The sequence below is a fragment of the Candidatus Zixiibacteriota bacterium genome, from assembly GCA_040756055.1.
In the GTDB taxonomy this organism is placed as follows: domain Bacteria; phylum Zixibacteria; class MSB-5A5; order GN15; family FEB-12.
Map to the genome: position 1 here is coordinate 304697 of JBFLZR010000002.1, position 13874 is coordinate 318570.

The 13874-nt window shown below is 52.7% G+C and carries 8 protein-coding genes; 1 reads left to right on the plus strand and 7 read right to left on the minus strand.

Features of this window, described 5'->3' with window-relative positions; translation table 11 throughout:
* Positions 1 to 9 precede the first annotated feature (9 nt).
* Positions 10 to 912, plus strand: coding sequence for a polyamine aminopropyltransferase (speE, locus tag AB1483_04655; GenBank protein MEW6411749.1), 903 nt, complete (start codon positions 10 to 12; stop codon positions 910 to 912).
* A 1518-nt stretch (positions 913 to 2430) separates the two neighbouring features.
* Here speE and AB1483_04660 read toward each other — a convergent pair.
* The 7 genes from AB1483_04660 to rpsA all read right to left on the minus strand — a co-directional run bounded on the left by AB1483_04660 (position 2431) and on the right by rpsA (position 13850).
* Positions 2431 to 3306 carry a DNA adenine methylase gene (locus tag AB1483_04660; protein MEW6411750.1) on the minus strand — a complete coding sequence of 292 codons (876 nt, stop codon included), beginning with the start codon at positions 3304 to 3306 and terminating at the stop codon, positions 2431 to 2433.
* A gap of 5 nt (positions 3307 to 3311) precedes the next feature.
* The gene (locus AB1483_04665) at positions 3312 to 4871 is read right to left on the minus strand and encodes a hypothetical protein (protein ID MEW6411751.1); all 1560 of its coding nucleotides are present in this window, start codon (positions 4869 to 4871) and stop codon (positions 3312 to 3314) included.
* A gap of 5 nt (positions 4872 to 4876) precedes the next feature.
* Positions 4877 to 5905 carry a ParB N-terminal domain-containing protein gene (locus tag AB1483_04670; protein ID MEW6411752.1) on the minus strand — a complete coding sequence of 343 codons (1029 nt, stop codon included), beginning with the start codon at positions 5903 to 5905 and terminating at the stop codon, positions 4877 to 4879.
* A gap of 593 nt (positions 5906 to 6498) precedes the next feature.
* Complete coding sequence (locus AB1483_04675) at positions 6499 to 8049, minus strand: NAD(P)H-hydrate dehydratase (protein MEW6411753.1); 1551 nt, start codon at positions 8047 to 8049, stop codon at positions 6499 to 6501.
* An 18-nt stretch (positions 8050 to 8067) separates the two neighbouring features.
* On the minus strand, positions 8068 to 10473 hold the full coding sequence (gene lon / locus AB1483_04680; GenBank protein MEW6411754.1) for an endopeptidase La: 2406 nt from the start codon (positions 10471 to 10473) through the stop codon (positions 8068 to 8070).
* A gap of 110 nt (positions 10474 to 10583) precedes the next feature.
* Entirely contained in the window at positions 10584 to 11636 is a 1053-nt protein-coding gene (locus AB1483_04685; GenBank protein ID MEW6411755.1) for a DUF933 domain-containing protein, read from the minus strand.
* 153 nt (positions 11637 to 11789) lie between these two features.
* Positions 11790 to 13850 carry a 30S ribosomal protein S1 gene (gene rpsA / locus AB1483_04690; GenBank protein MEW6411756.1) on the minus strand — a complete coding sequence of 687 codons (2061 nt, stop codon included), beginning with the start codon at positions 13848 to 13850 and terminating at the stop codon, positions 11790 to 11792.
* Positions 13851 to 13874 lie beyond the last annotated feature (24 nt).

The following is a 13874-nucleotide window of genomic DNA, read 5'->3' on the forward strand; positions in this document are numbered from 1 at the left end:
AGTTCTTATATGACTAAAGGAAAAGACACTGGCGAAACATACATCACCGAAACCGGCATGGCCGACCTGTGGAATGTCTGGTATAAAGAGCTTCACGATGGTCAGTCCGGCCTGACGCTGAAGATCGATCGGATTATCGAGTCGAAAAAATCGCCGTTCCAGCGTATCGATGTTATCGAAAATAAAGATTTCGGCAAACTCCTCGTGCTGTATGGTTCGCTGATGGTCTGTGACAACGACAACAACGCCTACAACGAGATGATCTCCCATGTCCCGCTGTTCGTGCATCCCTCGCCGAAGGAAGTCCTGATTATCGGCGGCGGCGACTGCGGCGCGCTCACCGAAGTGCTCAAACACCCGGAGGTCGGCAGATGCACCATGTGCGAGATCGACAAAATGGTTGTAGAGATCTCCGAGAAACATTTCCCTTACCTGACCCGCGGCATCACCGATGGCCGCGCGAAACTGGTTTTCGAGGACGGTAAGAGCTATATCGAGCGCGGACGCAACCAGTACGATATTATCATGCTCGATCTTTCGGACCCGGTCGGGCCGGCCGCCGATCTTTTCCAGAAGTCGTTCCATCAGAAGGTGTACAATCAACTTCACGATGACGGCATTTTGATTGCGCAGTCCGAATCGCCGTTTTACAACAAAGCCACGGTGAAGCAGATGTACAAGAATCTGCGCGAGATTTTCCCGATTGTTAAGATGTACACCTGTTTCATGCCGATATATCCATCGACTTACTGGTCGTTCGCGTTTTGTTCGAAGAAGTATGATCCGCTGGAGAATTTCGACCAGGCGCGTTATGACAAAATCAAGGCGAAGCTGAAGACGAAGTATTACAACGACGATGTTCATCGTGCTTCGTTCGCATTGCCGCAGTTTGTCCGCGCGCTGATCGGGTAATCGCGACACAAATTCTTCCGTGTTCTTCGCAGGGGTTCAAAATTTTGAACCCCTACAGCGACGGGTGCCCCATAGCTTGCTATGGGAATTGATTATCCGGGTGCCCCATCCGCATGCGGTGGGTTGAGATTCTCCTGTAGGTCAAAACCCCCGCCCGACAGGGTTCATCGTCAGATGAAGGTTTTGACATATTTCTCCTGTCATTTCGGGCATAATAGCCAGAAATGACAATTCGGCGATACCGTTGTCAATGGCGGGTTCGAAGACGGACCCGCCCTACGAAAAAATCCTCCTCATACACCCCTCACAATCCCTCCCCGCCTTATCGTTACACTGATTTGGCTTCGTTTCGATATTTTCATCATCCCCCTCACCCCAACCCTCCCCCGAAGGGCGAGGGAGAAAGAGGCGTGATGTCGCGTTTCGTGCTGTCAGGTGTCCCCACCTGACAGCCGCAGGGAGAAAGAGGTGTGATGTTGCGTTTGATGAATCAAACGCCTACCATCCACGCAACGATTCTTGTAGGGAAGGATCCCTGCCCGGCAAAAGCCGGGGCGCTGTTTAGCTGCGCGATCCTGCCATCTTCTCCCCGGTGCCCCATCCGCTTGCGGTGGGAATTGACTCCTCAAAACACCCCTCACAATCCCCTCCCACCGTTATCGTTACACGCATTTGGCTTAGTTTCGATATTTTCATCATCCCCCTCACCCCAACCCTCTCCCGAAGGGCGAGGGAGGAAGAGGTGTTTCGTGCTGTCAGGTGCCTGCCCGCCGATGGAGGGTCCCCACCTGACGGCTACCTCTCGTTTGATAGTACAATTGGCTTTGTTTTGTTATTTTTATGGGTTCCCGAAAACGCGCTTTTCCCTTCCAACTGATTTTGATTTAACCGCTTGACGCTCTTTTTTGGTGCAATTTAGTGTCATCATTTTCGTGCTGTCAGACGTCCTCGTCTGACGGCTACCTTTCACCCGTGCGCGGGGTGCCCCGCAGCTTGCTGTGGGAACGGTGGCTCCACCTGCAACCTTCGATTTCGTGCTGTCGGGTGTCCCCACCTGACAGCTACCTTTGGTTTGTGCGCGGTCCCGCGCTTCGCGGGATCCCCCATCTGCCCGTCCTGACGTTTTCTTTTTAGAAGACATAATCCCTCCTGTAATGTGACGTTCCACCGGGCACCTCGTCATTCCTCCTCCTAGCCACCCCCGCCTTTTACAGTCCCCCCGCCCTCTTAGTCACCCCCGCGAAAGCGGGGGCCCAGTCAGACGCGGACCACAGGTCGCGTCATTCCGTCGAAGGACGGAATCCAGAAACCCGACGGACCACACAAACTCGTTCCGTTGGGTCTTGATTTCCGCTTGCGGAAATTGTGACCCGACGGACCACCTTTGTTATGATTGCTCTATTACAGGAAGCCCGGATGCATTTTGCTATGATGTTGTAGGGAAAATGTGGGGGGGAATAGATTTTGTCCTCTCATGGTGTGGCTAGGGAACCAGGCACAAGCATCGAGGAACTGAAATCACATCGGTGGTATGCGCAATGGAGTAATCACAAGCTCACGGGCTCTTCTCTGCGCATTTGAATTGACCGAGTATGGCATTGAGACATTGACTTTCACACAGTTGCCAGTATACATCCGCCTAATCTGCGGGGCATCATCGTAGCTTAGCAGCCAAGGATGTTTAAGTTTACTTACGGCCTTGTACAACGCTCTGTGCTCCTGCTCCCGAAACCAGAAACGGTACAAGCTCTCGGCTTTGTCAAAGAACGGAGGGTCCAAATAGAAGAACATGGACTCTGCCTTCTTCTTCGCCTTACATAATGACAAGACGTAACTCAATGTGTCTCTCCAACCCAATGGGAGCACTGTTACCTTCTCTGATAGCGCAGCTACTGTCTTGATCCGAGAGATCAATTTTTCGCGATTAAAGCGGCAGTCTATTTTGTACTCACTTTTTTGTTCCTTGCCGCCAATAGGGCCTGCTTTGTCTGTAAGTAGGCCGGAGAAGCTCGTCCTATTCAGGAACAGGCAGGCTTTCGCCAATTCAACTTCGCAGACATCACCGGTGCTCCGGGCAATCTCTTTGAATCTGTAAAAGTTATCTTCGTCTATCCTGACACGCCCAATAAACCGTGTCAGTTTTTGGTGTTGAGTGAAAACGACATTCCAGAAAGAGTAAATTAGCGGGTCAATATCTGCAAGAATTACACGGCTGACGGCCTTGTTTGCTAGAAGGTGCAATGATACGTTCGCGCTTCCTGCAAACGGTTCGACTAACACCGGTCGCAACAGCCCGTTGTGCGACAGCAGCCGATAAACAAAGGGCACAAGGCTCTTCTTTGATCCTGGATATCTTAGCGGGCTCAGGTCCGTAAGCTTAATCGCGCGTTCCATTTAACCTATGCCGACAACTCGAGCGGAATAATAAATGTAACACCGTTCATCTCGAAGAAAGATAAGGCACCGCTCAATTCTTTCAAAAGTCTTTTTTTGACCGAAGCGCTGAGCCCTTGATCGGAGAGTTGGGCGCGGATACCACCATCGCTTACCACAACACCAGCAAAAATGTCGGGTCTATCGAATATGGCGGATTTCGTACGCCTGTCCTCTTGAATGATGTCCACATATGTTAACAGAAGCGAGAAACCGAAATGCTGTGCCTTGACCGGATTGATTTGATTCTCTATCATGTGCGACCTAACCTGGTAATCGTGCAGCAAGATCGATACCCCGGCCAGCAGTACATGTCGGTAAAGAAATTCGCGGTCATCGTCCTCATCGATTTGTTTCAATAGATGTCTGACAAGTTGTGCCATCTTGATGGCCCCCGCTGCGCCATGTGAGCCGAGTTCAACAAACGCTGTCTTCAACGTCGCTCTGAAAGGCGTCAAACCATCCGGACTAGAGTATTTCTCAAGCTTGAATGCATCCCAACGCCATCGACCGGTCTTGCCACTATAAAGGTGACCAAACAAGTCCTCTATCACAGTAGTAGCGAGGCCGGTCGTCTCCTCTTCCCAAAAATACTGCCTTAGCGCTTTGGTTTGTTGGGCGAGGGTATCGCTGACGTCTTCTTGCGCCATCGCGAATACTTTTTCGGTTATCTTCTCAAAGTTGGCCACAGGATATCCGATGTCGTGATATAGGGAAATTAGTAGCCACAAGAATTCGATGTCGATATCCTCACCGAGAGTCCCGCCCAACGATAGAAAGCGATCATACGCACTATCAATAACTAAATAGCCGATAAGCATTGTGTTGAAGGCATGGTAGTAGTGATCTCTTATTTCGATACCAGACCCACTTAGAAGAGACTCAATTTCTCCCATAAAATCAATCGGACTGCACTGCAGCTGAAATCGGGGGTCACAATTCAACAGATCCTTGATGAATTGCTTGATAGTTTTATCCTCCTCCTGTTTGTCCAAGTGTTCCAAATACTCTGTGCAGAACTTGCGAATCAAGTCCCCGATGGGGCCGCGCAAGCGCTTCGCTTCACTCAGAGCAAGAACGACGGCCGGCAACAATCTTCGATCCTTGTTAAGTGCCTCAGCAACCGTTGAAAAGACCCTAGCAGAACCGCCGTCCAATCGATGCAGAACTCCGGACTTCGCAGTCTCCGGATGACTTTTAAGGAACTCCAAATCTTCATCTGCATCTGTAAGAAAGTACAGAATGGGCTGCTTTTTCCCTTTTTTCAGAATCTCTATAGTGGCTGTGATTCTTTCCGCCAACTCATTCAGCTCGGAGAGATCAGCATAATCCTCCCTGCGGAACCGCTCGAAGATAAACACGTGTTTGTCGGATTCGGCCGCATATGTGGGACACCACGCCAGAGTTGGTTTACTATGCATGCCCGAGAGTGTGTCGCGCAGGTATGAATAGGCATCTGCCTCCAGCATAGCTCCGTCGAACTCGACACCAGACATGGCCTGTATAATTTCTCTAAATGATTTCATATTTCTCACTTCTCAAGCAACGGGCGGAGCTCTCTTTCAAGTCTTTGAAGTACCTCAAGTAGCTGGCTGAAAGCCGCGATAAATTCCTTCTTTTCAGCTGCCGTTGTAGACTCGAATAACGAGAAGTCGTAGTCGCCCAAAGCAACGGAGGTACGAAGCATTCTGTTTATGAGGCTTTTTCGGGTATGTCTTGGACTCTTTTCGGCTTCTGGAAAACGCGCCAAGAATTCGTCCCTCGCATCGTCAAAGGAGTACGTCTTCTCTTTCACCAATTTTTCCAAGACCTGTCGAGCGAATTTGTATTGTCTGGGGTCATCATCGGTGGTGTTCACAATAGCCTTCATCTTTCTGGCATCTGTACCGGCGTGCACTACACCCTCCTGGTATTTTTCAAAGAGAAACTCTCTGACAGCGTCGCTTGACACCTTATCGAAGTAGTCCGGAAAGTTCTTGGAGGCTGGCTGTATTATGCCCTTTTCAATTTCAACTATTGTCCAGTAGAAATCCTGATTACCATCATATACATGCTTCTTTATGTCCTTTGGCCATTTGAGAAAGAGCAATCGATCATTCATAGTTCGGATGTGTGTGCCTGTAAGTTCGGCAAGTCTCTTAGCAATTGCTTTGTAATCGCCCCCAAGCTCTCGGTTCAAGTCTTCATACGCTTCTTCAACGGCATGGCACTGTTGAACAGCTCCCCATTGGACGCGATTTGTATGAATGTGGAACATAAGATTTTTCGCCTCTGCCAAACTCGATTCGTGTGGCAATACGTGAGCGGGAGCTTCATTTACTCCGGCTCGCTTGAGAGCCCAGTATCGGCGCTCGCCATCCAAGAGCACGAACTTGATTCTTCCTTTAGGCTTGGGTTTTTTCATGACGATAAGTGGAACCAAAAGTCCGTACTTCCTAATCGACTTTTCCAACTGTGATAAATCGGGGTCATCTTCTAGGATATTGATCCCACGCGGGTTTTCGGGATTAGGTTCTATCGAAGAGACTTCAATAACGCTGAGGCTTTTGGGTTCTTTCATATACCACTCCCCTGCAGATTATTCGGCGGAGTTTTCGGTTGAGTCCAGTTAAATGACCCAGAAAAAGAGTCACTCAACAAATGCGACTACTAACATGTTATCAGCCGAGAAGCCGTAACTGTTTTCTTCACCCAGCTACTGATGTCACCATGTCCACATCGGAAGCAATAATAGCAGCCGGGCTATTCATTTGCTTAAGCGCTAAAGATACCAATCTGCCAAGTACTTGTCAAAGACAATATGGACGACAGTGTCTACTGGCGGTTTTCATACAAGATCAATGGTGATTGGTTGGGGGTGGGGGGAAGAGAGGCCCCCGCTTTCGCGGGGGTGACTAATAAAAGGGGGGTGACTAAGAAAGGGGTCCTTCCCTACAAAAGAGGAGTCCGTCAGGTCACAATTCCGCGCTGCGAAATCAAGACCCGACGGAACATTGTGTGAAAATATCGAAACGAAGCCAAATCCTGGTAAGGGGATGAAGGGTATGGGGTTGGGGGGATTTTTTACGGGCAGACGAGGGCGTCTGCCGCGCACAAAGTCAAATCCCACCGCAAGCGGATGGGGCACCGAAGAGGAATCAATGACAGGAAAAACTACTCGAACAGTTCGAAGACATCAGGCAGGGCGTCGATGAGGTCGCTGGCAATCAAAGCGCGGTCGGTGAGAGACCAGGCGGCGATATCACCGGCAAAACCATGAACATAAACACCACACAAGGCCGCATCCAAAGGCTCCAGCCCCTGCGCCATAAAAGACCCTATCAGCCCCGAAAGAACATCACCCGACCCGCCCGTAGCCATCCCGTTGTTGCCGGTCTGGTTCACGTAGCAGATCCCCTCCTCATCGGCCACAATCGTAGGACTCCCCTTGAGCACCAGCACCGCCTTGTACTCCGTGGCGAACTCGCGTGCGACAGCAATGCGCATGTGAATATCATCGGGCACAGCGATACCGGTCAATCTCTTAAACTCGCCCGGATGCGGCGTGAGCACGATCGGCCCGCCCGCCTCGTGGAAAAGGTCCAGATGCCCCTCCAGCGCATTGACACCATCAGCATCGATAATCATCGGCCTCTCCACAGACACCACCAGCCTTCGCACCAGCTCGAAAGTCTCCCGGTGCCGTCCGATACCGGGGCCGATAATGACAGCATCGTGCTCGACGGCCGCCTGGCGAATCTCCCCCAGTCCGCGAAGAGCCAGCGCGCCCTTCTTGGCGACATCGGGAAGCGGCATGGTGGTAGCCTCGATAACCGACGACGCTATAATCGGAAGGACAGTCCGCGGGCAGCCAACCCTGGCGAGTCCACATCCACCCCTCAGGGCGCTCTTAGCGGCCAGCGCTGCCGCGCCGGTCAATCCTGTCGATCCGGCGATTATGAACACCGTGCCGAAATCCCCCTTGTGGCCATCGGGCTTGCGATACGGCAGAGCCTCGGTAACATACTCGTGGGTGATAAGCTCGTTTTGGATATCGAATTTTTCGACAACGTTATCGGGCACGCCAATCGGCACGACTTGCACCTGTCCGGCCAGTTCGCGCCCCGGCGAGACATAAAGCCCGTACTTGGGCAGCGCCAGCGTGTAAGTGAAATCGGCCACGACCGCCGCCCCCTCGCAGCTTCCGTTGTCGGCGTTGAGGCCCGACGGCAAATCGACCGCGATAATGGGATGCTCCTGATAGTTCATGTACTCGATAACATCCGACGCGATCCCCTTCGGCGCTCCCTCGAAACCGGTGCCGAAGACAGCATCGACTATATAATCGCACTCGAGTTCATCGGGAAAGTCCTCGGTGGTCTTCAGCTCCACAAACTCCAGCTTGAGTTTGCGGGCGCGTTCGTAGTTGAGTTTGGCGTCGTCCGAAAGTTTTTCGACAGGCCCGAGGAAATAAAAAGCAACATCGTGCCCGGCTTCGTGAAGATACCGCCCGACCACGTAGCCATCGCCGCCGTTGTTGCCTTTGCCGCAGAAGATGGCGAAGCTGAGTTTGGCGTCATCATCGTGCTGGGAGGCGATGTCGGTGAGAATGCCGAAGGCGATGCCGCGGCCGGCGTTTTCCATCAGGTCAGGGCCCGCGATGCCGACAATATCGATCGTTTCGCGGTCGATAGAACGCATCAGGTCGGAGGTGACCAGTTTCACGGTGTGAACCTCCAGTTGCTACGATTTACGTCGCGCGGTCGTTTTGCCTGTGGTTTTGGTTTTCCTGCTGTTGCCATCTAAAGCGAATTTAACAGCCGGTAAAACTTCGGAAAAGAATTTTAATTTTATATTTTTTTTGATTTCCAGCGGCAACTCGACCGAATCCTTGCGGTTTTCCTCGGGCAGAATGACGGTGTCGATGCCCGCCCGGTAGGCCGCCAGCAGCTTCTCTTTGAGGCCGCCGATAGGCAAAAGCTGGCCGCGCAGGGTGATTTCGCCGGTCATGGCCAGGCACGATTGAGGCGGACGCTGCGTGAGAAGCGACGCCAGCGCGACCACCATAGTGATACCGGCCGAGGGACCATCTTTGGGCGTCGCGCCCGATGGTACATGGATGTGGATATCGGTGTTTTCGAATTTGTCGGGGTCGATTTTCAGTTCGGCCGCGTTCGAGCGAATGAACGACAACGCCGCCTGGGCGGATTCTTTCATGATATCGCCCAGATGGCCGGTGAGCATCAGGTTGTTCTTGCCCTTCATCGTGGTTGCCTCGATGAACAAAATTTCGCCGCCGACCGCGGTGTAGGCCAGTCCCGGCACGACGCCGATACTCGCCTGGCGGCTGAGACCTTCGCGGATAAATTTGGTCGGACCGAGCATCTTGGGAATCTCTTTGGCGCCGATAGTGAGCTTTTTCTTGTAGCCCGATGCCACTTTCCGCGCCGCTTTGCGGATGACCGAGGCTATCTCGCGCTCGAGATTGCGAAGCCCCGCCTCGCGGGTGTAGCCATCGATGATCACCTTCACGGCGCTGTCTTCGATAGCGATGTTGGTGGTGCTCAGGCCGTGATTCTCGAGCTGTTTGGGAATCAAATGACGGCGCGCGATGGCCATCTTCTCGATATCGGTGTAGCCGGGAAGATTGATGATCTCCATGCGGTCGCGAAGCACCGCCGGGATGGGTTCCATCCAGTTGGCCGTGGTAATAAACATGACTTTGGACAAATCGAACGGCACCTCGAGATAGTGATCGGAGAACGAATCGTTCTGCTCCGGATCGAGGACCTCGAGTAGGGCCGCCGATGGATCGCCGCGGAAATCGGAGCCGAGTTTATCGACCTCATCGAGCATGATAACCGGGTTATTCGAGCCGCATCGTTTCATGGATTGGATGATGCGCCCCGGCATGGCGCCTATGTAGGTGCGGCGATGGCCGCGGATTTCGGCTTCATCGCGCATGCCGCCCAGCGACACGCGGGCGAACTCGCGCCCCATCGCGCGGGCGATAGATTTGCCCAGCGAGGTCTTCCCCACTCCGGGAGGGCCGACAAAACAAAGGATAGGGCCTTTGATATCGGATTTGAGTTTGCGCACGGCAAGATATTCTAAAATGCGGTCTTTGACTTTTTCGAGATTGTAGTGGTCCTCATCGAGCACTTTCTTGGCGCGCTTGAGATCGAGCTTGTCCTGCGTGGTGACGCTCCACGGCAGCGAGACGAGCCAGTCGAGATAGGTGCGCGTGACGGTGTATTCGGCCGATGATGGCGACATGTGCGACATGCGGTCAAGCTCTTTGTAGGCCGCCTGCTCGACCGTTTCGGGCATTTTGGCCTGTTCGATTTTGGCCTCGAACTCGTCGACATCGGACTTGTCGTCAGCGTCGCCAAGCTCTTTCTTGATCGCCTTGAGTTGTTCGCGAAGAATATAATCGCGCTGCGATTTGCCCAACTCGCTGGCCGCTTTGGCCTGTATCTGCTGCGACAACTCGAGCACCTCGATCTCTTTCTTGAGCAGGTGGAACAGCCTGTCCATCCGCTTGTAAACGTTGGTCTCTTCGAGCAGCCGCTGCTTGTGCTCGATAGGGACATTGAGACTCGAGGCGATATAGTCGGTGAGTTTCGATGGGGTGTCCTGGTTGTGGGCCGAGACTTGAAATTCTTCTGAGAGATAGGGCGCCAGTTCGACCAGCTTGCGCACGGCTTCCATGAGGCTGCGCTGAAGCGCCTCCATTTTGACGGCCTCAGCGGTGGTCTCGCGAACTTCCTCCACCTCGGCCGACATATACGGCGCGCTGGTGATGATTTTCTTGATGCGGATTCGGGCCAGCCCCTGGATGAGAAAACGGACGGATCCATCGGGGAAACGAAGCATCTTGAGGATATTGCCCGAGGCGCCGATTTCGTAAAGGTCCTCGGGTTTGGGATGTTCCACGGCGGTATCGCGCTGCAAAAACAGCCCGATACGTGAGCCGCGCATGAGGGCGTCATCGACCAGCCTCGTCTGCTCGGCATCCTGGATCATCAGCGGCACTATCAGGTAGGGGTATACGATTGTCCCTTTGAGCGGGAGAATCGGCAGCACCGGGGGTGTACCGTTGGAGTTATCTATTTCGTTATCAGCTACTTTGTCTTTAACTTCGGACACTTTTACCTCATGAGATTAAGCACGTTGCTATTGTCGATATATCGGCAGTTGTGCTCACTTTTTGAACAGTTAAATAGCCCCATTTTTCTATGTCTATCGTCTTATACACCTTAGACATTGAATCGAAACAGGATCACGTCGCCATCCCCGACTATATACTCCTTGCCCTCCAGATGGGCTTTGCCCGCCGACCGCGCGTTGGCCAGGGTCTCATACTGGATATAGTCATCGTATTTGACCACTTCGGCGCGAATAAACCCGCGCTCCATATCGGTGTGGACCGCGCCGGCGGCTTTCTGGGCGTTGGTGCCTTTGCGGATTGTCCACGCGCGAACATCGGGCGGCCCGGCCGTAATAAAGGAGATCAGCCCCAGAAGATCATAGGACATTTGAATCACTTTTTCCACCGCGGGGCTTTTTATCCCGAGTTCTTCCATAAACATCCGCCGTTCCTCGCTATCGAGCGGCACGAGCTCCATCTCGATTTTGCCGCACAGCGCGGCGATATCGCGCTTGCCTGCCGACACAAACTCCGACAACTCCTGTCTGAACTGCTGCCCTTTGCCGATATCCGCTTCACTCACGTTAAGAACAATCAAAAGCGGCTTTTGTGTCAGAAAGGTGTACCCGCGGAGCATTTTTTCATCATCGCCCGCCAGATCCAGATCAATAAGCAGTTTGCCCTCATCGAGCGCGGCGCGGCATTGCTCGAGAAGCTCGATTTCTCTTTGTCCGGCCTTGTCACCGGTGAGTCTTATTTTGCGGGATTTTTTATCGATGTTGTTCTCGACGACAACCTGGTCGGCGAGAATCATTTCATCGAGCAAATCTCTTATATCGCGTATCGGATCACTGTCATTGGAGAATTTATCGATAACGAGAATCAGCGCGTCCATAAGCCGCAATTCGGAGCTTATTTCCGGCGCTCCGGATTCTTTGCCTTTGCCGGTGAACCCGGGAGCATCGAGAAACTCTATCTCGGCGTAAGTTTTCTTTTGCGGCTTGATTATAGCGGCGATTTTGTCTATGCGTTCGTCGGGAACTTTTATAACGGCGCGGTGAAGCGCCTGGCTGAAATCGCCGACTGTTTCCTGATGTCCCGAGGCGGCGTTGAACACGGTCGTCTTGCCGCTTTGTGGTTTTCCTATAATGCCCAGTTTCATATTTCGTAAGTGTAAGCCAAAGTCCTATTCATGGCAAGGGAATGTTGAGTGATTTGAGAGGCTTTGTATCGTAAAGAGTGTAAATGAAAAAGCAGGCTAATCGCTTAGCCTGCTTTCTATCCTTAAAGCAGCTTCGGTCAATCGACCGCAAGGCTACTCTTGTGTCTCTTTTGATTCGCCTTTCGAAGCTTTTCCTTCAGCAGTCTCCGCTGAAGCTTTTATAGGCTGGGTGTCTTCGGCCGAATAGCCTTCTTCCACGCGCGCCTGCTTCAGTTCATCGGGCATGGCATCGGCCAAGGCCGTGCTGCTGCCCACCGGATGCTTCGTAAGGAACTCATCGAGCTCAGCCCGTTCCCGCTTGCGGTAGTAAGCCGACACCGAGAGCACGATTTTGTGCTGATGGCGTTCGAACTCGATCACCTGAAGCGGAATCTGCTCGCCTTCTTTGAACACGCCGGTCGGGTCGGTCATGTCCTTGTTGCCCAGCTGGGCGGTCGGGACAAAACCTTCGACCGTGTTGTCGAGATCCACCACCACGCCGCGATCCATCACTTTAGTAATGGTACCGAGACATTCGGTGCCGACAGCGTATTTGCGGGCAATCTCGTTCCACGGGTCTTCGCTGAGCTGTTTCAGACCGAGCGAGATGCGACGGTTTTCGTGGTCAATCTTGATAACCTTGACGTCGACCCGGTCACCCTTCTTCATGACTTCCGAAGGATGCTGGATGCGTTTGGTCCAGGACATATCGGAGATATGAACCAGTCCGTCGATCCCCTCTTCGAGCTCAACGAAGGCGCCGAAGGCGGTCAGGTTGCGGACTTTTCCGGAGATGATTTTGCCGATCGGGTATTTGTGGTCGATGGTTTCCCACGGATCGGGCTCCATCTGTTTGATACCCAGCGAAATCTTCTCGTTTTCCTTGTCGACAGACAGCACCACCGCCTCGACAGCATCATTGACATTCATGATCTTCGACGGGTGTTTGATGTGCTGGGTCCAGGACATTTCGGAAATATGAATCAATCCCTCGATGCCTTTTTCGAGTTCGACAAAGGCGCCGTAATCGGTGATAGAGACTACCCGTCCGGTCACCTTGGTGCCAATGGGATATTTCTCGGTGATGTTTTCCCACGGGTACGGCGTCATCTGTTTGAGACCGAGCGAAATTCGGGAGGTCTTATCATCGATATCCAGAATCTTAACATCGATCTTGTCGCCCAGGTTGACCATCTCGGAAGGATGGCGGATGCGGCCCCATGACATATCGGTGATATGGAGAAGGCCGTCGACACCGCCCAGATCGATAAAGACGCCGAAATCGGTGATATTTTTGACGATACCCTGGCGAACCTGATCGACCGCGATTTCATCGAGAAGCCTTTCGCGCATGCTGTCGCGTTCCTCTTCGAGGACAACGCGGCGGGAGACGACGATATTGCGGCGGGCCTTGTTGATTTTGATGATCTTGAGAGTCATTTCCGCGTTGATAAGAGCGTCAAAATCCGGCACCTGCCGCAGGGCCACCTGTGAACCGGGCAGGAAGGCATCGACGCCCATGACATCGACAACGAGTCCGCCCTTGATGCGACGCATGACCGTTCCGGTAACTTCTTCACCGGAGTCATGGATGTCGCGAATTCTATCCCACACGCGCATGAAGTCGGCCTTCTGCTTGGACAGGATGAGCTGACCGTTGCTGTCCTCGATCTGCTCGAGATAGACATCGATAGGATCGCCTACCTTGATGTTGAGAGGCATGGGGAATTCGTTGATCGGGATAATCCCCTCGGACTTGAACCCGACATCGACGATGACGTCATCGCGGTTCACACCGAGAATGGTTCCGGACACGATTTCACCTTCGCGGATAGCCTTTATGGTCGAGTCGTACATATCGACCATCTTCTTGTATTCGGGGTCATCATAGATGACGCCGGATACATCGGTAATCCGCATTCTCTGAACTTCGGGTTCACCGGTTTCCGGTACCTCCGAGCGCTCTTTGGCTTTCTCGGCAACGCGCCGGTGACGATCGGTAACAACGCGTTCGTCTTGCCGATCCCGTTCGACTACAGCGGTAACCTGTTCGTTCTGGGAGTCGGTCTTGGTGATTTTGGTTTTGGTTTTTTTGGTTTTTCGAGCTGTGCCGGCTTTGCGTTTTGAAACTTTAGCAGACGCAGCTGTGGGTCTGGTTTTTTTGGCTTCTGCCATTAACGGTAGAGAACCTCCTTAAGA